20 protein-coding genes are annotated in these 22,854 nt (G+C 73.2%); 12 read left to right on the forward strand and 8 right to left on the reverse strand.

Features of this window, described 5'->3' with window-relative positions; translation table 11 throughout:
* Positions 1-151: 151 nt before the first annotated feature.
* A complete protein-coding gene (locus ACGF7U_RS26635; protein WP_393111146.1) occupies positions 152-889 on the reverse strand; it encodes a class I SAM-dependent methyltransferase in 738 nt (245 codons plus the stop codon).
* A 111-nt stretch (positions 890-1,000) separates the two neighbouring features.
* On the opposite strand from ACGF7U_RS26635, the gene ACGF7U_RS26640 reads away from it, so the two are divergent.
* The gene (locus tag ACGF7U_RS26640; RefSeq protein WP_393111148.1) at positions 1,001-1,393 is read left to right on the forward strand and encodes an ArsR/SmtB family transcription factor; all 393 of its coding nucleotides are present in this window, start codon (positions 1,001-1,003) and stop codon (positions 1,391-1,393) included.
* Between the two features lie 163 nt (positions 1,394-1,556).
* Here the strand turns inward: ACGF7U_RS26640 and ACGF7U_RS26645 are convergent, their stop codons facing one another.
* Positions 1,557-2,744 carry a nucleotide disphospho-sugar-binding domain-containing protein gene (locus tag ACGF7U_RS26645; RefSeq protein ID WP_393111150.1) on the reverse strand — a complete coding sequence of 396 codons (1,188 nt, stop codon included), beginning with the start codon at positions 2,742-2,744 and terminating at the stop codon, positions 1,557-1,559.
* A 206-nt stretch (positions 2,745-2,950) separates the two neighbouring features.
* On the opposite strand from ACGF7U_RS26645, the gene ACGF7U_RS26650 reads away from it, so the two are divergent.
* From ACGF7U_RS26650 to ACGF7U_RS26660, 3 genes are all read left to right on the forward strand, one after another.
* Positions 2,951-3,724 (forward strand): class I SAM-dependent methyltransferase, encoded by a 774-nt coding sequence (locus tag ACGF7U_RS26650; RefSeq protein WP_393111152.1) that lies wholly within the window; start codon positions 2,951-2,953, stop codon positions 3,722-3,724.
* A gap of 179 nt (positions 3,725-3,903) precedes the next feature.
* A complete protein-coding gene (locus ACGF7U_RS26655) occupies positions 3,904-4,449 on the forward strand; it encodes an SRPBCC family protein (RefSeq protein WP_393111154.1) in 546 nt (181 codons plus the stop codon).
* Entirely contained in the window at positions 4,446-5,006 is a 561-nt protein-coding gene (locus tag ACGF7U_RS26660) for an SRPBCC family protein (protein WP_393111156.1), read from the forward strand. Before ACGF7U_RS26655 ends, ACGF7U_RS26660 begins: the two co-directional genes overlap by 4 nt.
* A gap of 228 nt (positions 5,007-5,234) precedes the next feature.
* Here the strand turns inward: ACGF7U_RS26660 and ACGF7U_RS26665 are convergent, their stop codons facing one another.
* The 4 genes from ACGF7U_RS26665 to ACGF7U_RS26680 form a co-directional block, all read right to left on the reverse strand.
* Entirely contained in the window at positions 5,235-6,077 is an 843-nt protein-coding gene (locus tag ACGF7U_RS26665; protein ID WP_393111158.1) for an ABC transporter permease, read from the reverse strand.
* Positions 6,074-7,060 (reverse strand): ATP-binding cassette domain-containing protein, encoded by a 987-nt coding sequence (locus ACGF7U_RS26670; RefSeq protein WP_393111160.1) that lies wholly within the window; start codon positions 7,058-7,060, stop codon positions 6,074-6,076. Before ACGF7U_RS26670 ends, ACGF7U_RS26665 begins: the two co-directional genes overlap by 4 nt.
* A gap of 116 nt (positions 7,061-7,176) precedes the next feature.
* Entirely contained in the window at positions 7,177-8,883 is a 1,707-nt protein-coding gene (locus tag ACGF7U_RS26675; protein WP_393111162.1) for an ABC transporter substrate-binding protein, read from the reverse strand.
* A 22-nt stretch (positions 8,884-8,905) separates the two neighbouring features.
* On the reverse strand, positions 8,906-9,904 hold the full coding sequence (locus ACGF7U_RS26680) for a methyltransferase (RefSeq protein WP_393111164.1): 999 nt from the start codon (positions 9,902-9,904) through the stop codon (positions 8,906-8,908).
* A 204-nt stretch (positions 9,905-10,108) separates the two neighbouring features.
* On the opposite strand from ACGF7U_RS26680, the gene ACGF7U_RS26685 reads away from it, so the two are divergent.
* Genes ACGF7U_RS26685 through ACGF7U_RS26695 form a run of 3 tightly spaced genes read left to right on the forward strand, consistent with a single transcriptional unit; the run spans position 10,109 to position 14,394 of the window.
* A complete protein-coding gene (locus tag ACGF7U_RS26685; protein ID WP_393111166.1) occupies positions 10,109-11,431 on the forward strand; it encodes an aminotransferase class V-fold PLP-dependent enzyme in 1,323 nt (440 codons plus the stop codon).
* On the forward strand, positions 11,432-13,111 hold the full coding sequence (locus ACGF7U_RS26690) for an ABC transporter substrate-binding protein (protein WP_393111168.1): 1,680 nt from the start codon (positions 11,432-11,434) through the stop codon (positions 13,109-13,111).
* Positions 13,112-13,167: 56 nt separating this feature from the next.
* A complete protein-coding gene (locus tag ACGF7U_RS26695; RefSeq protein WP_393111346.1) occupies positions 13,168-14,394 on the forward strand; it encodes a DUF885 domain-containing protein in 1,227 nt (408 codons plus the stop codon).
* A 49-nt stretch (positions 14,395-14,443) separates the two neighbouring features.
* On the opposite strand, the gene ACGF7U_RS26700 is transcribed toward ACGF7U_RS26695, so the two are convergent.
* Positions 14,444-15,637: a macrolide family glycosyltransferase gene (locus tag ACGF7U_RS26700; RefSeq protein WP_393111170.1), complete on the reverse strand. Its 1,194-nt coding sequence runs from the start codon at positions 15,635-15,637 to the stop codon at positions 14,444-14,446.
* Between the two features lie 49 nt (positions 15,638-15,686).
* A complete protein-coding gene (locus ACGF7U_RS26705) occupies positions 15,687-16,679 on the reverse strand; it encodes an aldo/keto reductase (protein ID WP_393111172.1) in 993 nt (330 codons plus the stop codon).
* Positions 16,680-16,875: 196 nt separating this feature from the next.
* Here ACGF7U_RS26705 and ACGF7U_RS26710 point away from each other — a divergent pair, with 196 nt between their 5' ends.
* From ACGF7U_RS26710 to ACGF7U_RS26730, 5 genes are all read left to right on the forward strand, one after another.
* The gene (locus tag ACGF7U_RS26710) at positions 16,876-18,006 is read left to right on the forward strand and encodes a DegT/DnrJ/EryC1/StrS family aminotransferase (RefSeq protein ID WP_393111174.1); all 1,131 of its coding nucleotides are present in this window, start codon (positions 16,876-16,878) and stop codon (positions 18,004-18,006) included.
* A 34-nt stretch (positions 18,007-18,040) separates the two neighbouring features.
* Positions 18,041-19,177, forward strand: a complete 1,137-nt coding sequence (locus ACGF7U_RS26715) for a nucleotide disphospho-sugar-binding domain-containing protein (protein WP_393111176.1) — start codon at positions 18,041-18,043, stop codon at positions 19,175-19,177.
* A 76-nt stretch (positions 19,178-19,253) separates the two neighbouring features.
* Positions 19,254-20,462 carry a cytochrome P450 gene (locus tag ACGF7U_RS26720; protein WP_393111178.1) on the forward strand — a complete coding sequence of 403 codons (1,209 nt, stop codon included), beginning with the start codon at positions 19,254-19,256 and terminating at the stop codon, positions 20,460-20,462.
* Between the two features lie 41 nt (positions 20,463-20,503).
* Entirely contained in the window at positions 20,504-21,745 is a 1,242-nt protein-coding gene (locus ACGF7U_RS26725; protein WP_393111180.1) for a tryptophan 7-halogenase, read from the forward strand.
* 71 nt (positions 21,746-21,816) lie between these two features.
* The gene (locus ACGF7U_RS26730; protein ID WP_393111182.1) at positions 21,817-22,851 is read left to right on the forward strand and encodes a ketoacyl-ACP synthase III family protein; all 1,035 of its coding nucleotides are present in this window, start codon (positions 21,817-21,819) and stop codon (positions 22,849-22,851) included.
* The last annotated feature ends 3 nt before the right edge of the window (positions 22,852-22,854 follow it).

Below are 22,854 nucleotides of genomic sequence, written 5' to 3' on the forward strand. Positions count from 1 at the left end.
GGAACGACCGTCCGGTCCAGCATTTTCCGACAACTGACGAATAGATCGTTGTGAACAGGAGACTGCCACGTCAGCAATGCCACGGCTAGCGTCCTGTCGGCTATATGAACGGCCCGGATATCTCGGCCGCCGCGCCACCCGATCCGGGCGGTCAACCCATTGACGGGGTGGCGGACCCGCCGGTGCGCGTCGCCACGAAAAGGCCCCGGCCCGTCAACCAGCCCTCGACGTACGCGGCCTCGCAGCCGGCGTCGGCGAACGCCGCGTCGTACTCCTCGCGGGTGAACATGGTGAGCAGGCCGACCTGGCTGAACTCGCGGATCCCGGCGGCGTCGCCGACCAGCCAGCGCTCCTCCATCCGCGTCACCCGGCCCTGCCGGGTGGACCGGGACACCCGCGCCACGGTGCGGCCCTCCTCGCGCACGAGGTCGCCGCCGACGTACCCGTCGATGAACCGCTCCGGGAACCACCACGGCTCCAGCACGAGCACGCCGCCCGGCGCCAGGTGCGCCGACATCCTGGCCACGGCGGCGCGCATCTCCCCCACCGTGCCGAGGAAGTTGACGGCGGTGAACAGGCAGGTCACGGCGTCGAACGTGGCGTCGAGGTCGAACTCCCGCATGTCCCCGGCGTGCAGGCGCACCCCGGGCAGCCGGGGGCGGGCGAGCGCCAGCATCGCCGGGGCCAGCTCCAGCCCTTCCACGTGGGGGAAGCGGGTGGCGAAGGTCTCCAGGTGCGCGCCCGTGCCGCAGCCGACGTCCAGCAGCCGGGCGGCGCCGGGACGGGCGGCCAGGATCCGGTCCGCCACGTCCGTGGCCTCGGCGTGCCAGCTCTTGCCCCGGCCGCGGTAGGCCGCCTCGTACACCTCGGCGTGCTCCGGTCCGAACATCTCTCCCCCTCGCGGCCCGGCCGCCCGTCCGCCACCCGCCGACGGGCGGGACCGGCGGAGCGAGCGGGCGAATCCGCCGCTTCTATAACCACGGTCTGATATTGTCGTACCGTGCACGCGTTCGACATCCTGGGCGACCCCGTCCGCCGGCGCATCATCGAGCTGCTGGCGGACGGCGAGCTGTCGGCCGGCGAGGTCGGCGCGGTCGTGCAGCGCGAGTTCGGCATCTCCCAGCCCGGCGTCTCCCAACACCTGCGGGTGCTGCGCGAGAACGGCTTCGCCACCGTCCGCCCGCAGGGCACCCGTCGGCTCTACGCGGTCGACCCCGCCCCCCTGCAGGAGCTCGACCGGTGGCTGGACCGCTACCGGCGCTTCTGGAACCAGCGCCTCGACGCCCTGGGCACGGAGCTCGCGCGCGGTCGCGCGCGCCAGGCCGGGGAGCGCACCGGCGGGTCCGAGGGTCGCCGGCCGCGCCGCCCGGCGACCGACGACGGCCAGGACTGAGCGGCACGCGCCCTCGCCGCCCACGGCGCGACGGCTCGCCCCGGCGTCGGGGAACGGAGGGCGGGGCGGCCGCCCCGCGGGCCGCACACCGGCCGGCGCGTCGGGCGCGCGGACGACGGCCGCCCGACCGGGGCCGACGGACGCCGACCCCGGCGGTGTGCCGTCAGCCGGCGCTCCGGCCGGCGAATTCCGGCAGCAGGCCGACGACCTCGTCGGGGCCCGGCATGGCGGCGATCTCGGCCGCCACGGCCCGCGCCCCCTTCCGGTAGCCCTCGTCGGCCAGCAGCCGCTTGGCGGCGCTCGCCACCGCGTCGGGGCTGATGGCGTCGGGCAGGAGGTGGTCACCGGCACCGGCCTGGGCCACCGCCTGGGCGTTGGCGAAGGAGTCCCCCGCCCACGGGAAGGACAGCTGCGGCACACCGGCCCCGAGGGCGCCGAGGGTCGTGCCGCTGCCGCCGTGGTGCACCACCAGGTCGACGTGGGGCAGCAGGGCCGCCTGCGGCACCCAGGACTCGAGCCGCACGTTGGCCGGCACGTCGCCCAGCCCGCTGACGTCGAGGGAGGGGCCGCTGGCGACGAGGACGTCGGCGTCGAGGCCGGCGAGCCCGTCGATCGCCGCCCGCAGCACCTCGACGGTGCCGCCGCTGGACGTGCCCAGGGTCAGGTAGACCAGCGGGCGCCCGGTTCCGCGGGAGGACACCCAGGCCGGGAGGTCGCCCTGCTCGGCGAAGGGCACCGGGCGCAGCTCGTGCCGCCGCGGCCGGGCCCGGAACTCCGGCTCCTGCAGCGAGGGTGGGAAGATGTCGATGAAGGGGTTGCCGAAGCCGTCGATACGACCGGGCGGCAGGTCGAGGCCGAGCCGCTGGGCCAGCCCCCGCACCTCCTCCTCGATGGACCCGGTCAGCTCGTCCGGCGTGTCCCGGCCGACCCCGTGGCAGACGGCCGGGATGCCCGCCTTGCGGGCGGCGAGGCCGGCGGCGTAGTTGCTGACCTCCTGCACCACCAGGTCGGGCCGCACCCGGTCGATCACCGGCTGGAGCTCGTCGAAGACGCGCTGCGGGATGACCCGCCCGAACACGATCTGCGGCAGCTCGCTGAGCTGCTCGGGGGTCAGGCCCTCCGGGCTGTCGGTGTCGAAGCGGATCCGCAGTGCCGCCAGGAACCCGTCGAAGACCGGCATCCCGGTGGCGACCGGTTCGAAGCCCAGTTTCCGCAGGGTGCCCGCGAAGGCCTCGCCGGTGGCGAAGGTGACCTCGTGGCCCGCCGCACGGGCGGCCGTGGCCAGTGGCAGCAGGGGGTAGGTGTGGCCATGGGTTCCGAGACTGGCGAACAGCACACGCACGGCGATCACTTGCCTTTCCGGGAGTGGGGCAGGGGCGACCCGTCTACTTGAGTCATATCTAGCACACGGGCAAGTCGATCTACAGTGGTCCATCTTGCGGAGATGGTGACAGCCCCAGCAGCCAGAGGATCTCGGCCGGCGCGACCGTGTTGTGTCGACAACACCCCTCCATTACGCTTGAAACTATAAAGTGATCTAGCTAGTGGAGGCTGCGGATGGACAGCGGCGACGGTCAGGACCTGCGTGCGTTCGTGCACGACTCACCGGAGGAGACGGAGACCACCCAGCGCCTGACGAAGCTCTTGACCAACTCCCCCATCCCGACGGAGGAACTGGTCAACAACCTCCCCCTGTTCCTGCGCCGCCACCAGATGACCGACCTGCTCTCCATGGACGCGCTCTACCGCGAGGTCCTCGACGTGCCGGGCGTGATCATGGAGTTCGGCGTCCGCTTCGGTCGCCACCTCGCCACCTTCGCCGCCCTGCGCGGCGTCTACGAGCCGTACAACCCGTTGCGGCGCATCGTCGGCTTCGACACCTTCACCGGCTTCCCCGACGTCAACGACGTCGACCGGGTGGGTCCGACGGCGTACCAGGGCCGCTTCGCGGTGCCGGGCGGCTACCCCGCGTACCTGCGGGAGGTGCTGGACGCGCACGAGTGCAGCGAGTTCTTCGGCCACGTGACCCGGCGCAGCGTGCTCGTCGAGGGCGACGTGCGCGAGACGGTGCCGCGCTACCTCGCGGAGAACCCGCAGACCGTCATCGCGCTGGCGTACTTCGACCTCGACCTCTACGAGCCGACGAAGGCGGTCCTGGAGGCCATCCGGCCCTACCTGACGAAGGGCAGCATCGTCGCCTTCGACGAGCTCGACAATCCGAAGTGGCCGGGCGAGAACATCGCGATGCGGGAGGTGCTCGGCCTGGACCACGCGCCACTGCGGCTGCTCCCCGGGCGACCCGCGCCGGCCTACCTGCGGTGGGGCGACTGAGCCGCGACGCCTTCCGCCACACGGGAGGGCCGACACCCGGCGGGGGTCCGCCGCGCTCGCCGCGCGATTGACCGGACTACGTATAAACTATAACTTACGTTCGTGCCGACTTATGGAGGAGGATGGGCGGACCCCGCCTGACGCGCCCATCTTCCGCACAGCGACAGTGAGGACGAGACATGACTCAGGAGAAGACCGCGCCGGCCGCGAAGAGCACGGCGACCAAGAGCACCGCCGAGAAGAAGCCGAAGCCCCCGAACTACGACCCGTTCGTCCGGCACAGCGTCACGGTCAAGGCCGACCGGAAGACCGCCTTCAAGGTGTTCCTGGAGGGATTCCCCGAGTGGTGGCCGAACAACTTCCGCACCACCAAGGTGGGGGCCCCGCTGGGCGTCGACAAGAAGGGCGGCCGCTGGTACGAGATCGACGAGCAGGGCGAGGAGCACACGTTCGGCCTGATCCGGAAGGTGGACGAGCCGGACACGCTGGTCATCGGCTGGCGGCTCAACGGTTTCGGCCGGATCGACCCGGACAACGCCAGCGAGTTCACCGTGACCTTCGTGGCCGACGGCCAGAAGAAGACCCGGGTGGACGTCGAGCACACCCACTTCGACCGGATGGGCACCAAGCACGCCAAGCGGGTCCGCAACGGCATGGACAAGGGCTGGCCGACCATCCTCCAGTCGTTCCAGGCCAAGATCGATGAGGAAGGGGCGAAGAAGTGAACAACCCGGTGGCATCGGGCCAGGCGACGGAACGCGTCCTCGGCCGGCGTCGGATCGCGGCCGGCGACGCCCGCAGCATCATCATCCGGCAGCGCTACGACGCGCCCGTCGACGAGGTCTGGAGCGCCTGCACCGACCCGAACCGCATCAACCGTTGGTTCATCGAGCCGCAGGGCGACCTCCGCGAGGGCGGCCACTTCGCCCTCCAGGGCAACGCCCACGGGGACATCCTGCGCTGCGAGCCGCCGCGTCGGCTCACCCTCAGCTGGGTGTACGAGGGCAAGCCCGACAGCGAGGTGGAGCTGCGCCTCAGCGAGGACGGCGGCGGCACCCTCCTCGAACTCGAGCACGCGACGGTCTCGGAGCCGATGCTCGTGGAGGTGGGCGTCGGCTGGGAGATGGCCCTCGACTTCCTCGGCATGTTCGTCCGGGGAGACCTGCCCGGCGGTCCGGTGCCCGAGGACGCGGCCGAGGAGTTCGAGCCGAGCCCCGAGATGATGCGGGTGTCGCAGGAGCGCGCCGAGACCTGGGCCGCGCTGGTGCAGTCCGGCTCGTAGCCGGGCAGGAGCGGCTCGACCCACCACGTCGCAGCCCCGGACGGACACGAGTCCGACCGGGGCTGTCGTCTGTCCGCCGGCCGGTGGCGGCTCCCCCGAGGTCGTACCCGGCGGCCCGCGGCGCCCCGGCCGACCGCACACCTGCGAGGGCCGATCCGGCACGCGACGCCGCGACGGCCCCGGGGCCCTGCCGGGGAGCAGGGGCACCGGGGCCGTCGGCGGGGTGCGTCAGCGCTGCTTGCGGCTGTAGAGCCAGATGGTGGGCGGGGCGAGCACCGCGACGAGGATGGCGCAGGCCAGCAGGCCGGCGCCCATCTCTCCCGAGGTCACCGTGCCGTGCATCAGCCCCCGGGCGGCGGTCGCGGCGTGGGTGACCGGGTTCAGCTTGACCACCGCCTCCAGCCATCCCGGCATGGTCTGCGACGGCGCCAGGATGTTGCTGCCGAAGAGCAGCACGAACTGCAGGAGGTTGACGACGCCGGCGGCGGCGGTCGGCTGCGGGATCAGCACCGCGAACAGCATCCACAGCCAGGCGACGCTGAAGGTGAACAGCTGCAGGTAGAGCAGGGCGAGCACCACGCCGGACAGGCCGCCGTCCGGCCGGAAGCCCAGCAGGAGGCCCAGCGAGAGCGGCACGATCGACGTCAGGGCGTACCGCACGGCGTCGCCGGCCATCGCCCCGACCAGCACGGCGGGCTGCCAGATCGGCGTGCTGCGGACCCGGTCGAACATGCCGGTCGCGATGTCCCGGTTGAGCGTCAACGCGCTCATCATGCTCGACGACACCAGCGACAGCACGATCACGCCGGGGAGGAAGAACTGCAGGTACTCCCGGGGCGACCCGGCGATCGCGCCACCGAGCAGGTAGGTGAAGACCAGCGTCAGGATGATCGGGAAGACCACCGCGGTGCCGAGATGGTCCTGCACGTACCGGAGCTTGATCAGGTTCCGCCAGGCGAACGTGCGGACGGCGAAGAGCGGACCGGGGCGGGGCGGTCGCTCCGCGCCGGCCACCGACCGGCTGAAGATCTCGGCCGGCAGCGGCCGCACCTCCGTGCTGGGTGTCGTCATGCCCGTACCTCTGCTTCCTCTTCTTCGCTGGCGTCGAGCGTCGAGTGACCGGTGAGGGCGAGGAACACCGTGTCGAGCGAGGGCTGGCCGAGCGTGAAGTCGTCGACGTGGATGCCGGCCCGCGCCAGCTCACCCAGCGCCAGCGCGGCCCGGTCGGCGTCGGTCACCCGCACCGACAGGCGTGCGGGGTCGGAGTCGAGGTCGACGGAGGCGCCGACGGCCCCGGCGAGCAGGGTGCCCGCGTCGGCCCGGCGCTCCGGGTCGCGCAGCCGGACGTCCAGCACGCCGGCCGCGCGGCTCGCCTTCAGCTCGGGCGGGGTGCCCTGCGCCACGATGCGGCCGCGGTCGATGAGCGTCAGCTCGTCGGCGAGGTGGTCCGCCTCGTCGAGGTACTGCGTGGTCAGCAGGACGGTGCCGCCGTCGCGGACCAGCGCCCGGATCATCTCCCAGACCTCGCTGCGGCTGCGCGGGTCGAGGCCGGTGGTGGGCTCGTCGAGGAAGAGCAGCTCGGGGGTCACCACCATGCTCGCGGCCACGTCGATGCGGCGCCGTTGCCCGCCGGAGAAGGTCTTCACCAGCCGGTTGCCGACCTCGGTGAGGTCGAACGCCTCCATCAGCTGCTCCGCCCGCGCGGCGGCGGACGCGTGCCGCAGGCCCTGCAGGCGGCCGGCGAGGATCAGGTTCTGCAACCCGGTCATGTCCTCGTCGACCGACATGGTCTGGCCGGTGAGCCCGATGCGGCGCCGGACCTCGGCGGCCTCGCGGACCACGTCGTGCCCGAGCACGGACGCGGTGCCGGACGTGGGTCGCATCAGGGTGGTGAGCATCTTGATGGCCGTCGTCTTGCCGGCCCCGTTCGGGCCCAGCACCCCGTGGATCGTCCCGGCCCGCACCACGAGGTCCAGTCCGTCGACCGCGCGCGTCTGGCCGAAGACCTTCACCAGCTCGCGGGTCTCGATGGCCAGGGCCGGATTGGTTGTCATGCTCACTCCTGTCGCGTCACAGGCGAACTCGGATAGCCGGATCACGAAGTCCCGTCGGGGCCAAACTACAAGAGCTGCTTATATCAGTCAAGGCTGCTATTAGCCGTGGGCCGAATTCAGTCGGGCGGGTCCAGCCACAGGTTCGCCGCGTCGTACCAGCGGTCGACGTGCGGCAGCGGGATCGCCCCCCGCACCCGGGAGCTGGTCAGGTGCTCGATGGTCGGCTCGCAGGCCAGGATCGGCACGATCGCGACGTCCTGGAGCACCTGCCGGTCGACCCGGTGCCACAGCTCCTCCGCCTCGGCCTCGGTCGGGGCGGACAGCGCCCGGTCGATCAGCTCGTCGACGAGCGGGTTGTGGTAGCCGCCGTAGTTGGCCGTGCCGACGCCGGTGTTGGACTGGAACATCGGCTGCACGTACGACCGCCCGTTGTTGCCGAACCAGTCCGGCATCCACGCGGCCGGGGTGATGTCCCACTCCCCGGCCGCCGCGCGGGCCGGATCCTGCAGGATGCGGTAGTACTCGTCGGTCTGGTCGATCTCCACCAGCCGGACGTCGACGCCGCCGGCGGTCAGGTCCTCGGCTATCGCCTTGGCCACCTGGCCGTGCACCGCGTCGATCCGGTAGATCATCGTCAGCCGCAGACCGTCGGGATACCCGGCCTCGGCGAGCAGCTCCCGGCAGCGCGCCCGGTCGCCCCGGTCCCCCGGCGTCGGGTACGGGTCGTACGCCCGGTGCCCGAAGTTGCCCGGCGGGATGGCGGTGTGCGCGGGCCGGGTCACGGTGCCGATGTTCATGTCGTCGAAGAACCGGACCAGCCGGGCCTTGTCGACGGCGTACGCGATCGCCAGCCGCACCGCGCGCTTGCGCAGCGCCCCCCGCTCGTGCGGGCTGTGCAGGTTGAACGCCAGGTAGGGGTTGAGCGCCCAGCCGAGGTGCCGGTCGGCCTCGGTGCGCCGGCGGGGCCTGCCCACGGCGGCGCCCCACGACAGGTCGGCCGCCCCGCTCTCGATCTCGGCCCGGACCCGCTCGTCGCTCACCTTGGCCATGCGGACGTCGATCCGGTCCACGTACCGGCGGCGGATCGGGTCGGCGTCGGCCCGCCAGGCGGGGTTGTGGTCCATGGTCAGGTGGCTGCCCCGCACGTAGCTGGTGATCCGGTACGGCCCGTTGGAGCGGACCAGGCGCGCGAAGTCCGGACCGTCCGGCACGAGGTCGTCGAACTCCCGCGGGGCGGCGGAGGCGAACGGCATCGCCAGCAGGTTGAGCATGTCGTTGGCGGGGCGCAGCAGCTCGATCACCAGGGTCCGGTCGTCCTTGGCCCACAGCCCGCTGATCTCGTGGCCGTTCTGGTAGTCGGCGAGCTCGGCGGCGGTGGGCGTACGGCCGGCGAAGCGGGCGCGGTAGCCCTCGGCGAACTGCGCCATCCCGGCGATGGTGCTCGTGTAGTAGGCGATGGCGCCGGCGCCGGCGACCGGGTTGGCCATCCGCTTGAAGCCGCGCACGAAGTCCCCGGCGGTCACCGGGCGCGGCGGGCTGGTGTCCCAGCGGACCCCGTCCCGCAGGCGGATCGTGTAGGTCCTGCCGTCCTCGCTCAGGCCGCCGTTGTCCACCGTGGGCAGTTCGGCCGCCACGTCGGGCACCGGCACCAGCGCGGTGGCGTCCTCGGTGGTGGGATAGCTGAACAGCTGCCGGGCGAAGAGCCGGATGACCTGGTGGGAGAAGGCGTAGTAGGCGGCGGCGGGGTCCAGGTGGTCGAGGCCACCCGGCCCGTAGTAGCGCAGCGTGCCGCCGTGGCGGGGGTGCTGGTCGTGCTCCGGCACGGGTCTGCCGCCCTTCCCCGGGTCAGGCCGGCACGCCGACCGCGATGGACATGACCGACGAGGTGCCGACCACCCGGTCCATGCGCAGCCCGGCCTCGGCGAACAGCGGCTCCAGCTCGGCGGCGGTGCGCTCCTGGCCGGTGCGCGCGGCGAGCATCATGAAGTCCATCTCCTTGCTCTGGTGCGCGTCGTTGCCCTCCGGGACGACGGCGTCGATGACGAGCACCCGCCCGTGCGCCGGCATCACCCGACGGCAGTTGGCGAGGATCCGGACGCTGTCGTCGTCGCCCCAGTTGTGCAGGATGCGCTTGAGCACGTGCACGTCGGCGTGGGGCACCTCGCGGAGGAAGTCGCCCTCGACGACCTTCCAGCGCCCCGCCACGTCCGGGGCGTCCAGCCGGTGCCGGGCCACCACCTCCGCGCGGTCCAGCAGCACGCCCTGCAAGCCGGGATGCTCACGCAGGACGGTGAGCAGGAAGCCGCCCCGGCCGCCGCCGACGTCCGCGACGGTGCCGGTGGCGGGAAAGTCGCCGGCGCGGGCGAGGATCAGGTGTTCCGCCGCGCTGACCGTCTCCATGCCCTCGTAGTAGAGCGCCTCGACCTCCGCGTCGCCGTCGAAGTAGGCGTCGAGCGAGCCGCCGAAGATGTCGGCGAAGGCCGGCCGCTCCGGCTCCAGGGCGCGCGCCACCCGGTGGCTCATCGTCCAGAACATGGTGTCGGTGAACATGAGGATGCCGGCCCGCGCCGGCACCGGCGAGTCCGAGCGCAGCGCGGCGCCCTTGTCGGTGAGGGCGAACCGGCCGTCGACCTCGCGGACCACGTCGCGGACCGCCAGCAGGCGCAGCACCCGGCGGAGCGCGTCCGCGTCGGTGCCGGTCGCCGCGGCCAGCTCGGCGGGCGTACGGGGGCCGTCGACCAGGTGGTCGGCGACGCCGATGGTGGCGGCGGCCCGCAGGGCGGCCGCGTAGGTGTAGCCCATCGCCTCCTCGTAGAGGGCCAGCGCCGACTGCAACCTGTCCATGTCCCCTCCGGCCCGTGATGGCGGACTGTGCCGATGCACTGCGTCGAATGCTATACCAGAGTCAAGTGCATGTCAGGTGCGGCGGCGGCTAGGAGCGCAACTTGCGCGATAGTCGGCGTCAATTTCACTTGAGAAAGTGGTGGCAGTTCCCCGGCCCGGGACGCACCGCGCTCCCGGCCCGTCGTCGGCTACGAAGGGATCACCGTGAGCCGTACCGTGGAGTCCCCCGGCCCGACCGCCGCGTCGGCGTCCCCGGCGCGGAGCCCGCTGCGCACCGCCTCCTGGGCCCAGATCCGCGACCTGTTCGCCCTGGACCCGACGACCGTGCACCTGAACACGGGCACGGTCGGCGCGATGCCGTACGAGGTGCTGGACACCGTGGACCGGGTGACCCGGCAGTGGACCGGCGGCCTGCTCGACGTCTACCGCCCGGCGATGTTCACCGAGTACCGGGCCGCCATCGGCAGGACGTTCGGCGTGGACGAGGACGAGATGGTGATCTGTCACAACGCCACCGAGGGGGTGGCCCGGGTCATCCACGGCCTCGACCTGCGCGAGGGCGACGAGGTGGTGACGACCACGCACGAGTGCTACTCCGTGCTGTCCAACTTCAACCTGCTGCGCAACCGGTTCGGGGTGGTGCTCAAGACGGTCACCCCGCCGTCCGGTCACGAGGTGCGCGCCGAGGAGATCGTCGAGCTGGTCGAGGCCGCCATCACGCCCCGGACCAAGGTGCTCTCGTTCGCCGCGATCACCCTGTTCACCGGGACGATGTTCCCGATCCGGCAGCTGTGCGAGCTGGCGCACCGGCACGGGCTGACCACCGTCATCGACGGGGCGTTGATCCCCGGCATGCTCGACTGCGACCTGCGGGCGACCGGGGCGGACTTCATCACCTGCTCCGGCTCGAAGTTCCAGTGCGGTCCGCTCGGCACCGGGCTGATCTACGTCCGCAACAAGGTCATCCCGGAGCACAACCCCCTGCCGCTGCCCACGTTCTGGCCGCTCATCTCGACCTGGTACCCGATGATGGGCAGTCCGCCGCCGCGGACCACCACCGCGGTGGAGAGCTACAACATGGGCGACTACCTGCAGAGCGCCGGCAGCGCCAACCTGGCACGCGGCGCCGCCCTGGCCCGGGCCTTCGAGCTGTGGGACGACATCGGCCGGGGCCGCATCGAGGCGTACATCATGGACCTCGCCGAGTACGCCCGCGGCCGGCTCATCGACGCCTTCGGCGTCGAGGCCATGTACTCCCCCGGCGCCGACCCGCGGCTGCGCTCGCCGCTGATCGCGTTCAACCCGTTCCGCCGGCCGGAGGACGCCTGGAACATCAAGAAGTTCATCGGCTTCGTCAGGCGCCTGGAGACCGAACACCGGATCTGGACCCGCTGGACGGAGTTCGACGTGCCCGGCTCACCGCACCAGCACTACGCGGCGCGCATCACCACCCACCTGTTCAACACCCGGGAAGAGATCGACCACACCGTGCGGACGATGGTCCGCCTGGCCGAGGAGATGTCCTAAGTGACGCGGGCGCGCAGTGCACCGACGACGACGAACGACACCCGGCCGCGGGGCACCCTGCGGCTGCTCGGGCCCGCCGCCGTCCACCAGGCGGACCCGGCCGCCGCCTGGCTGCCGGCCGAACGCCAATTGCTGCGGTTGTGCACCCGGCAGTTGATCAGCTACCGCCCCGAGCCCGACCCGGACGACTGGCGCGCCCTCGCCCCGGTCGCCGACCTGGCCGCCGACGTGCCCTCGACCTACAACGCCGGGCTGGGGACCAGCCACCGCTGCTACGTGGTGCACCTGCGCCCCGGCGTGCTCTGGGACACCCCGGTCCCCCGCCCGGTGACCGCCCACGACGTCGTACGCGGCTTCAAGCGGCTGGCCAACCCGCTCACCCGCCACCCCGCGCTGGCGTACTTCCGGGGCACCCTGCGGGGCATGGGCCGGTACTGCGACGAGTACGCCGCGGCGGTCGCCGGCCGCCCGGCCACCGCCGCCCTCCTCGCCGGCTTCCAGGACGCCCACGACATCCCCGGGGTGTTCGCCGTCGACGACGAGACGGTGGTCTTCGAGCTCGACCGACCGGCCCTGGACTTCGTCGACATGCTCGCGCAGAGCTGCGCCTCCCCGGCGCCGGCGGAGTACGACGCCCACCTGCCGGGCAGCGCCGAGCTGCACCGCCACCTGATCGCCAACGGCCCGTACCGCGTCGTGTCGTGGCACCCGGGCGGCACGATCCGGCTGGAGCCGAACCCGGCCTGGCGGGCGGAGAGCGACCCGATCCGGCAGCAGCGGTTCGACGCGGTGGAGTTCCGCGCCGCCACGGGCGGCCCGCGCGACCTGGCCGACCGGCTCGCCGCCGACGACGCCGACCTGCCGTGGGGCGTGCCGAGCGGGCCGGTGCCCGGCCACCGGCTCGACCCCTGCCTGGTGTTCAACCTGCGCGACCCCGCCAACCCGGCCGTCACCGACGCCGCGGTGCGGCGGGTCGTCGCCGGGGCGGTCGACCGGGCGGCGCTGGTGCGCATCGCGCGGGCCGCCGACCCGTGGTCCGAGGTCCGCGCCGCGCACACCGTCGTACCGCCCGGCAACGACGGGCACCGGGAGCCCGACCCGCTCGCCGACCCGGCCCCCGACGCCGACCCGCGCGACCTGCTCGCCGCCGCGGGTCACCCGGACGGGCTCGTCCTGACCGCGGTGCACCCCGACACGGCGGAGGACCTGGCGCTGGCCCGCTCCTGGGCGGCCGACCTCGGCGCCGCCGGCATCGACGTACGCCTGGTCGCGCTCGACGACGCCAACCACCGGGCGCTGCTGACCGGCACGGGCGACGCGCCCGGCCTGCGGTGGGACCTGGCGACCGCCGCGTTCACCGCGCCGTGGGCCTACGGCAACGCCCGGGTGTTCCTGCAACCGCTGGTCGGCGCGGGGCCCGGCAACCCCGGCGGCTACCGCGACCCCCGGGTCGACCGGATGGTCGAGCGGGCGCTGGACGCCGCCGACCCGCGCGAGGCGGTCGCGCTGTGGCAGGAGGTGGAACGGCTGCTGCTCGCCGACGCCGCGGTCGTACCCCTGCTGTTCCGGCGGGCCACGGACGCCGCGCCGCGCGGTCCCCGGGTGCGCCGCGCGGCCGCCCTGCCGGCGCTCGCCGGCCTGCCCGATCTGGCCGACGTGCGACTCGGGGTGGACCGGTGACCGGTGCCGGCGCCGCCGACGCGGTGGTCGCCGACTACCTCGCGCTCGGGCTGCGGATGGGCCGGATCATCGAGGGCTACGTCGACTGCTGGTTCGGCGACCCGGCCCTCGCCGACCGGGTCGCCGCCGAGCCGGCACCGGACCCGGCGGAGCTGGCCGGGCAGGCCCGCGACCTGCTGCGCCGCCTGGACGACGCGGGCCTCGACGCGGAGCGACGGCGGTTCCTGGCCGCCCAGCTGACGGCGGTGGAGTGCGCGGCCCGGCGGGCGGCGGGCGAGCAGGTCGGCTTCCTCGCGGAGGTGCAGACCTACTTCGACGTCGAGGTGCGGCTGGGCGACCCCGAACGGTACGCGGCCGTCCACGACGCCATCGACGCCCTGCTCCCGGGCACCGGTCGGCTGATGGACAAGGTCGAGGCGTTCTACGCGCGCAACGTGGTGCCGCCGGACCGGCTGGGCCGCGCCGTGCGGGCCGTCGCCGACGCGCTGCGCGCCCGGGCCCGGCCGCTGCTCGGGCTGCCGGAGACCGAGCGGGTCGACATCGAGGTGGTGCGCGACCGGCCGTGGAACGCGTTCAACCGGTACCACGGCGGGTTCCGCTCCACGGTGACGCTGAACGAGACGGCGGGGCGCGCCATCGCCGCCCTGCCGCTGATGGCCACCCACGAGGCGTACCCGGGCCACCACGTCGAGCACTGCCTCAAGGAGGCCGGCCTGGTGCGGGAGCGGGGGCAGGACGAGCACCGCATCGCCCTGGTCAACACGCCGCAGTGCCTCGTGGCGGAGGGCACCGCCGAGCACGCCGCGGCGGTGCTGCCCGGGCCCGGCTGGGGCCGGTGGACCACGGAGGTCCTGGCCGACGAGGGGGTGCCCGTCGAGGGTGAACTCGTCGAGCGGATGGTCGGGCTCGTCAACGAGCTGATGCCGGCCCGGCAGGACGCGGCGATCCTGCTGCACGACCGGGGGGCGTCGCTCGACGACGCGGTGGAGCACCTGCACCGGTGGCTGCTGCTGCCGCGCGACCGGGCCGCGCAGATCGCCACCTTCCTGACCGACCCGCTGTGGCGGGCCTACTCGGTGACGTACATCGAGGGGGCGCGGCTGGTCGGCGGGTGGCTCGCGGCCCGGCCGGCCGGCGAGCCGCTCGTCGCGCGGTACCGCACCCTGCTGACCGAGCAGCTGCTTCCCGCGCAGCTCCGCGCCGGCGCCGCGCCCGCCGGGCCTGCCGACGCGCCCGCTCGCCCTGCTCCAGCTCGGCCGCGCCCGGCACCCGCCGCCCGCTGATCCGCCCCCACCGGGCCCACGCGGCGGACCGCGCCGCCGGGCCCGGTCGTCAGCGCGCACGGGCCAGGTGCGCCTCCACCGCGTCGGCGGCCCGGACCGCGCCGCCGGCCCGCCGGACGTGCCCCCGCATGGCCGCCACCCGGCCGAGCAACCCGGGGTCGGCCGCGACGGCCCCGACGGCGGCCAGCAGCGAGTCACCGTCGGCCTTCTCGCCGGGCAGCACCGCGCCGAGGCCGAGCTGGTCCACCCGCCGGGCCATCGGCTGCACGTCGAAGGACTGCGGAACGACCACCAACGGCCGCCCCCAGTAGAGCGCCTCCATGAGGGTGCCCATCCCACCGTGCGTCACGCAGACCGTCGCCTGTTCCAGCACGTCGACGTGCGGGACCCAGCGGTGCGCCTCGACGTTGGGCGGCAGGCCGCCGAGGGCCGCCGGGTCGACCTGGCCGCCCAGCGTCATCACCACGTGCCAGGGCTGGCCGTCGAAGGCCCGCGCGCAGTCGCGGAAGAACTCGGGCCGGTCGTTGAACGTGGTGCCGAGCGAGACCAGGACCACCGGCCGGTCGTCGGCCGGACGGGTCCACTCGCCGAGGAACCGCCGGTCGCCGAAGCACGGCCCGACGAAGACGAAGCGGTCGTCGAAGGTGTCGCCGGCGAACTGGAACGCCTGCGGGATGAAGACGAGGTTCAGCTCTTCGACGTGGTTCCAGCAGTCCACGACCGACCGGGACAGGCCGTGCTCGGCGAGCAGGTCACGCAGGGTGTCGCGGAACACCGGCAGGTCCAGGGGGTCCATCGTGCCGGCCAGGGCGATCATGTCGCGGGAGAACGAGTAGTGCTCGTTGGAGGCGAAGGCCGCGCTGAGCCGGGCCGCCGGGCGCCGCCAGCGAGCGGCCAGCAACTGCCCGGCGATGAACGGGAAGTCGTCGTAGAGCACCAGGTCCGGGACGTCGCCGTCGAGCGCCGCGGCGGTGGCCCGGAGCACCGACACGTTCTCCCGCAGGTACATCAGGTGCGGACGGACGCCGAGGTCGTCCGAGCCGAACACCTCGGCGGCGTCCGCGTCGATGATCTCCGACCGGTAGGGCACGACCGTGGCGCCGGCGGCGCGTACCGGCTCGGCGAACCCGCCGGCGGTGACGTAGCTGACCCGGTGCCCGCGCCGGACCAGCTCGGTGACCACGGTCAGGGTGGGCAGGATGAGGCCGTGGCTGGCGACGTTGACGATCAGGAAGTGGGCCATCGTCGGCTCCGTCCGTGGTCGGGTCCCGGGCGCGCCGGCACGGGTCAGGTCAGGACATCCAGGCGTCCGGGGCGGCGCCACCCCGGCCGGGCGGCGGGAACAGCTCGTCGAGCCGGGCGAGTTCGGCCGCCGACAGTGGCCGGTGCAGGGCCCGCAGGGCGCCGTCGAGGTGTTCGGGGGTACGCGGCCCGACGACCGCGGCGGTCACCCCCGGGCGGTGCAGCACCCAGGCCATGCCGACCTCCGCCGGGTCCCGGCCGGTCTCGGCGCAGAACCGCTCGTACGCGGTCAGGGTGGCGCGGTGCCGCTCGACCGCCTCGGCGGCCCGGCCCTGCGCGGACTTGACCGCGGTGCCGTCGGCCAGCTTGCGCAGCACGCCGCCGAGCAGCCCGCCGTGCAGCGGTGACCAGACGAGCACCCCGATGCCCTCGGCGGCGGCGGCCGGCAGCACCTCCAGCTCGACGTACCGGCTGACCAGGTTGTAGACGCACTGCTCGCTGGCCAGCCCGAGCAGGCGGTGCCGCCGCGCGGCCTCCTGGGCGCGCACCAGGTCCCAGCCGGCGAAGTTCGAGGATCCGACGTAGCGGACCTTGCCCTGCCGGACGAGCTGCTCCATGGCCTGCCAGATCTCGTCCCAGCCGACCTCCCGGTCGACGTGGTGCATCTGGTAGAGGTCGATGGTGTCGGTCTGCAGCCGGCGCAGCGACGCCTCGCAGGCGCCGACGATGTGCCGGGCGGACAGGCCGCGGGCGTTGGGCCCGTCGCCCATCGGGTTGCCGACCTTGGTCGCGAGGACCACCTCGTCCCGGCGGGTCGGGTCCTTCGCCAGCCAGCGCCCGATCATCTCCTCGGTCCACCCCCGGTGCACCCGCCAGCCGTAGATGTCGGCGGTGTCGACGAGGTTGACCCCCTGCGCGACGGCGTGGTCGAGCAGCCGGTGGGCCTCGGCCTCGTCGACCCGGCCGCCGAAGTTGACGGTCCCGATGGCGACCCGGCTGACCCGCAGGCCGGTCCGTCCGAGCCGGACATGCAGCGACGACACCCGGACCTCCCGCGTACCCGGTGCCGGACGCGGCGTCCGGCGACCCGTTGAAGATATACATTTCTCAACCCCGACACCGGACGGCTCACGAGTTCCGCAAGCAGGAAGAACGCCCTACGGGCGATATGGACGGGGCTCCCTTGACGACCCCCCTCGGGCACTTGAGAATCATGTTGCAACTAGCGAGAGGGGTGTCATGATCCCGCTGTCCAAGGTCGCCATGTCTCCGGACGTCGGCGCGCGCGTCTCCGCCGTCCTGAGCAGCGGCCGGCTGGAACACGGGCCGACCGTCGCCGAGTACGAGGCGGCCGTGGGCAGCCGCATCGGCAACCCCCGCGTGGTCTCGGTGAACTGCGGCACCGCCGGGCTCCACCTGGCGCTGAGCCTCGCCGCCCGGCCGGGCGCCGGCGAGGCGGAGCACGACGAGCCGGGCGAGGTGCTCACCACGCCGCTGACCTTCGAGGGCACCAACTGGCCGATCCTCGCCAACGGGCTGCGCATCCGGTGGGTGGACGTCGACCCGGCCACCCTCAACATGGACCTCGACGACCTGGCCGCGAAGATCTCGCCCGCCACCCGGGCCATCGTGGTGGTCCACTGGCTCGGCTACCCGGTCGACCTCAACCGGCTGCGCGCCGTCGTGGACCGGGCCACGGCGGGGTACGACCGCCGTCCGCTGGTCGTCGAGGACTGTGCGCAGGCGTGGGGCGCGACCTACCGCGGCGCGCCGCTGGGCACGCACGGCAACGTCTGCGTGTTCAGCACCGGTGCGATCAAGATCCTCACGACCGGCAGCGGCGGCTTCGTCGTGCTGCCCGACGACGACCTGTACGACCGGCTGCGGCTGCGCCGCTGGCTCGGCATCGAGCGGGCGTCGGACCGGATCACCGGCGACTACGACGTCGCCGAGTGGGGCTACCGGTTCATCCTCAACGAGATCGGTGGGGCGATCGGCCTGTCCAACCTGGAGCGGGTCGACGAGCTGCTGCGCCGGCACCGGGAGAACGCCGCGTACTACGACAAGGAGCTGGCGGGCATCGACGGCGTCGAGCAGACCGAGCGTGCCGACGACCGGGAGCCCGCCTTCTGGATGTACCCGCTGAAGGTGCGCGACCGCCCCGCCTTCATGCGCCGCCTGCACGACGCCGGCATCGCCACCAGCGTCGTGTCGCGTCGCAACGACGCGCACAGCTGCGTCGCGTCGGCCCGAACCACCCTGCCCGGACTGGACCGGGTGGCGGACCGGGTGGTCCACATCCCGGTGGGCTGGTGGCTCACCGAGGACGACCGGTCCCACGTCGTCGAAACGATCAAGTCCGGCTGGTGACCCCCGCCGGAACCCCGAACAGAAGGGCTCCGACATGCGCGTGCTGTTCGTCTCCTCCCCCGGCATCGGCCACCTCTTCCCGCTGATCCAGCTCGCCTGGGGCTTCCGCACGGCCGGCCACGACGTGCTGATCGCGGTCGCCGAGCACGCCGACCGGGCCGCCGCCGCCGGCCTGGAGGTGGTCGACGTGGCGCCGGACTTCAGCGCGGTCAAGGTCTTCGAGCAGGTGGCCAAGGACAACCCGCGCTTCGCCGAGACCGTCGCCACCCGTCCCGCCATCGACCTGGAGGAGTGGGGCGTGCAGATCGCGGCGGTGAACCGCCCGCTGGTCGACGGGACCATCGCCCTGGTCGACGACTACCGCCCCGACCTGGTGGTCTACGAACAGGGCGCCACCGTCGGCCTGCTGGCCGCCGACCGCGCCGGGGTGCCGGCCGTGCAGCGCAACCAGAGCGCCTGGCGGACCCGGGGCATGCACCGCTCGATCGCCTCCTTCCTCACCGACCTGATGGAGAAGCACCAGGTCAACCTGCCCGAGCCGGTGGCGACCATCGAGTCGTTCCCGCCGAGCCTGCTGCTCGAGGCGGAGCCCGAGGGCTGGTTCATGCGCTGGGTGCCGTACGGCGGCGGGGCCGTCCTCGGCGACCGGCTGCCGCCGGTGCCCGCCCGGCCCGAGGTAGCGATCACCATGGGCACCATCGAGCTCCAGGCGTTCGGCATCGGCGCCGTGGAGCCCATCATCGCCGCCGCCGGCGAGGTGGACGCCGACTTCGTGCTCGCCCTCGGCGACCTCGACATCAGCCCGCTGGGCACGCTGCCGCGCAACGTCCGGGCGGTCGGCTGGACGCCGCTGCACACCCTGCTGCGCACCTGCACCGCGGTGGTCCACCACGGCGGCGGCGGCACGGTGATGACCGCGATCGACGCGGGCATCCCGCAGCTGCTCGCGCCGGACCCGCGCGACCAGTTCCAGCACACCGCCCGGGAGGCCGTCAGCCGGCGCGGCCTCGGCCTGGTCAGCACGTCGGACAAGGTCGACGCCGACCTGCTGCGCCGGCTGATCGGGGACGAGTCGCTGCGCACCGCCGCCCGGGAGGTGCGCGAGGAGATGATCGCGCTGCCCACGCCCGCGGAGACGGTACGGCGCATCGTCGAGCGCGTCTCGGGTTGATCCGGTCGCACCGCCCGCCGCCCGGCCTCGGCCGCCGGCGGCGGGCGACGCGCCGAGCCACTGGAAGGGGCACCTCGTGCTGGTCGATGCCGTGACCGCGTTCGATCCCACCGACGCCGACGTCCGGCGTGACCCGTACCCGTCCTACCACTGGCTGCTGCGGCACGACCCGGTGCACCGGGGCGCGCACGGCGTCTGGTACGTCTCCCGCTTCGCCGACGTGCGCGGGGTGCTCGGCGACGAGCGCTTCGCCCGCACCGGCATCCGGCGGTTCTGGACCGACCTCGTCGGGCCCGGGCTGCTCGCCGAGATCGTCGGCGACATCATCCTGTTCCAGGACGAGCCCGACCACGGCCGGTTGCGCGGCGTGGTCGGCCCGGCCTTCTCCCCGTCCGCCCTGCGCCGGCTGGAGCCGGTGATCGCCGGCACCGTCGACGACCTGCTGCGGCCGGCGCTGGCCCGGGGCGCGACGGACGTGGTCGACGAGCTGGCGTACCCGCTGGCGCTGCGGGCGGTGCTCGGCCTGCTCGGCCTGCCCGCCGCGGACTGGCGGGCGGTCGGGCGCTGGTCGCGCGACGTGGGACGGACCCTGGACCGGGGCGCCAGCGCCGACGACATGCTGCGCGGCCACGCCGCCATCGCGGAGTTCGCCGACTACGTGGAGCGGGCCCTGCACCGGCGGCGACGCGACGGCGGCGACGACCTGCTGACGCTGATGCTCGCCGCGCACGACCGCGGCCTGATGAGCCGCAACGAGATCGTCAGCACGGTGGTCACGTTCATCTTCACCGGGCACGAGACGGTGGCCAGCCAGGTGGGCAACGCCCTGCTGAGCCTGCTGGACCACCCGGACCAGCTCGACCTGCTCCGGGGCCGGCCGGAGCTGCTGGACCGGGCCGTCGAGGAGTGCCTGCGGTACGACCCGTCGGTGCAGTCGAACACCCGGCAGCTGGACTGCGACGTGGAGCTGCACGGCCGGCGGCTGCGCCGCGACGACGTCGTGGTCGTCCTGGCCGGCGCGGCGAACCGGGATCCGGGGCGGTACGACCGGCCCGACGAGTTCGACATCCGGCGGGACCCGGTCCCGTCGATGTCCTTCGGCGCGGGGATGCGCTACTGCCTCGGGTCCTACCTCGCCCGCACCCAGCTGCGCGCCGCGTTGGGCACCCTGGTCCGGCTGCCGGGCCTGCGGCTGGCCTGTGCCCCGGACGGGCTGACCTACCAGCCGCGCACCATGTTCCGGGGCCTGGCCAGCCTGCCGATCGCGTTCACGCCGGGCGCCTGAGCGCCGCGTCGCCCCTGTCCGAGCAGGAGGATCTGTCGACCATGAGCCATCCCGAACCCGAGTACGACGTGATCGTCGTCGGCGGCGGCCCGGCCGGATCGAGCACGGCGGGCCTGCTCGCCCTGGAGGGCCACCGGGTCCTGCTCCTGGAGCGCGACAAGTTCCCCCGCTACCACATCGGGGAGTCCCTGATCACCGGCGTCATCCCCACCCTCGACGCGCTCGGTCTGCGGGAGCGGATGGCGGACCTGCGCTTCCAGGTCAAGTACGGCGGCAGCCTGCTGTGGGGGGCGAACCAAACCACCCCGTGGTCGTTCCGGTTCCGGGAGATCCGCGACTCCCGGTTCGAGTACTCGTGGCAGGTCCGCCGCGCCGAGTTCGACGCGCTGCTGCTGGACCGGGCCAGAGAGCTGGGGGTGCGGGTCGTCGAGGGCGCCACCGTCCGGGGGCCGCTGACCGACGGCGACCGGATCGCGGGGGTCAGCTACCAGTTCCGGGGGGAGTCGGACCCGATCGAGGCCCGCGCCGCGGTCGTGGTCGACGCGTCCGGGCAGCAGCGCTGGCTCGGCCGGCACTTCGGGCTCGTCTCCTGGCACGAGGACCTGCGCAACGTGGCGGTGTGGAGCTACTACGCGGGCGCGCTGCGCTACCCCGGCGAGAACGAGGGCGACCTGCTCACCGAGAGCCGTTCCCAGGGCTGGCTCTGGTACGCGCCGCTGAGCCCGACGCTGACCGGGATCGGCTACGTCACCCCGACGGCCCGGCTGGTCGAGTCGGGGCTGCCTCCCGAGCAGTTGCTAGAGAAACAGATCGCGGAGTCGACCGAGGTCTCCTGGCTCACCGCCGGCGCCCGGCGGGTCGACGTCTACCGTGCCGCGCGGGACTGGTCGTACGCGTGCAGCCAGTTCTCGGGGCCCGGGTGGGTGCTGGTCGGCGACGCGGCCGCCTTCATCGACCCGCTGCTGTCCTCCGGGGTGACCCTGGCGATGCGCGGGGCGCTCAGCGTGGCGCGGGCGGTGCACGAGGCGCTGGCCGCGCCCGAGAAGGAACGCCACATCATGCAGGTGTACGAGGACCGCTACCGGGACTTCCTCGGCGCGCTGCTGGAGCTGACCCGGTTCTTCTACGCCGGCGCCCACGGCAAGGACGAGCTGCACCTGCGGGCGCAGGCCATCGTGGACCCGCAGGGGCGGCTGCCCGCGAAGATCTCGTTCGTCACGCTGCTGTCCGGGCTGGTGCGGGGCGACGAGTCGCTGGACGGCGGCGGCACCGACAGCCATTGACCGACGGCGCAGCGCTATATAATCTTAAAGCGAAATGCCTCGATCATTTCCAACGCCGAGGAGAGAAGCCGATGCGCACCGCCGGAACGTACATCCGTGGGATCGGGGCCTACCTTCCTGAGACCGTCACCGTCGAGGAGGCCGTCGCCCAGGGCCTGTACCCGCAGGAGGACATCGAGACGCACGGGCTGGGCGGCGCGGCCGTCGCCGGCGAGATGCCCGCCCCGGACATGGCGCTGCGCGCGGCCCAGGACGCCCTCAAGGAGAGTGAGCTGGGCCGCGGCGACATCGACCTGCTGCTCTACGCAGCCGCCTGGCACCAGGGCCCCGAGGGCTGGCTGGCGCACTCCTACATCCAGCACTACCTGCTCGGCGGGGTGCCCCGGGCGACCGAGATCCGGCAGGGCTGCAACGGCATGTTCACCATGCTCGAACTCGCGGCCAGCTACCTGAAGGCCGCGCCGGAACGCAAGGCGGCCATGCTCGTCGCCGCCGACAACTACGGCACCCCGCTGCTGGACCGCTGGCGCACCAACCTCGGCTTCATCCTCGGCGACGCCGCCTCGGCCGTGGTGCTGAGCACCGAGAGCGGCTTCGTCGAGCTGCTGTCGGTCTGCTCCATCACCGTGCCCGAGGCCGAGGAGGTGCACCGCGGCGGCGAGCCGATGTTCCCGCCCGGCGCGACGCTGGCCAAGGAGCTCGACTTCGGCGCCCGGCTCTTCTACCACATCACCGAGCAGACGCCCGTGCTCGCCGTGCTCGGCGAGGCGCAGGAGACCATGACCACCGTCGCGGAGCAGGCGCTCGCCGAGGCCGGCATCGGCACGGCCGACCTGGCCAAGGTCTCCTTCATGAACTACTCCCGCGAGGTGGTCGAGCAGCGCTGCATGGCGCCGCTGGGGCTGACGATGGAGAAGTCCACCTGGGACTTCGGGCGCATGATCGGCCACTGCGGGGCCAGCGACCACCTGCTCGCCCTGCACCACTCGCTGCGCACCGGCGAGGTCGCCGCCGGCGACCACGTGCTCTGGCTCGCGATGGGCCCCGGCGTGGAGTTCACCGCCGCCGTCCTGCGCGTCCTGGACAACCCCTACGTCGACCGCTGACCG

It is taken from the genome of Micromonospora sp. NPDC047670, from assembly GCF_043204915.1.
Lineage (GTDB): Bacteria > Actinomycetota > Actinomycetes > Mycobacteriales > Micromonosporaceae > Micromonospora.

What these genes read in the sequence shown, in the direction of transcription:
- ACGF7U_RS26680 (WP_393111164.1), bottom strand. Translation starts at nt 9,904, where the DNA reads ATGGACAGGTTGCAGTCGGCGCTGGCCCTCTACGAGGAGGCGATGGGC.
- ACGF7U_RS26695 (WP_393111346.1), top strand. Translation starts at nt 13,168, where the DNA reads ATGGGCCGGATCATCGAGGGCTACGTCGACTGCTGGTTCGGCGACCCG.
- ACGF7U_RS26715 (WP_393111176.1), top strand. Translation starts at nt 18,041, where the DNA reads ATGCGCGTGCTGTTCGTCTCCTCCCCCGGCATCGGCCACCTCTTCCCG.
- ACGF7U_RS26725 (WP_393111180.1), top strand. Translation starts at nt 20,504, where the DNA reads ATGAGCCATCCCGAACCCGAGTACGACGTGATCGTCGTCGGCGGCGGC.
- ACGF7U_RS26730 (WP_393111182.1), top strand. Translation starts at nt 21,817, where the DNA reads ATGCGCACCGCCGGAACGTACATCCGTGGGATCGGGGCCTACCTTCCT.
- ACGF7U_RS26635 (WP_393111146.1), bottom strand. Translation starts at nt 889, where the DNA reads ATGTTCGGACCGGAGCACGCCGAGGTGTACGAGGCGGCCTACCGCGGC.
- ACGF7U_RS26650 (WP_393111152.1), top strand. Translation starts at nt 2,951, where the DNA reads ATGGACAGCGGCGACGGTCAGGACCTGCGTGCGTTCGTGCACGACTCA.
- ACGF7U_RS26665 (WP_393111158.1), bottom strand. Translation starts at nt 6,077, where the DNA reads ATGACGACACCCAGCACGGAGGTGCGGCCGCTGCCGGCCGAGATCTTC.
- ACGF7U_RS26655 (WP_393111154.1), top strand. Translation starts at nt 3,904, where the DNA reads ATGACTCAGGAGAAGACCGCGCCGGCCGCGAAGAGCACGGCGACCAAG.
- ACGF7U_RS26710 (WP_393111174.1), top strand. Translation starts at nt 16,876, where the DNA reads ATGATCCCGCTGTCCAAGGTCGCCATGTCTCCGGACGTCGGCGCGCGC.
- ACGF7U_RS26670 (WP_393111160.1), bottom strand. Translation starts at nt 7,060, where the DNA reads ATGACAACCAATCCGGCCCTGGCCATCGAGACCCGCGAGCTGGTGAAG.
- ACGF7U_RS26700 (WP_393111170.1), bottom strand. Translation starts at nt 15,637, where the DNA reads ATGGCCCACTTCCTGATCGTCAACGTCGCCAGCCACGGCCTCATCCTG.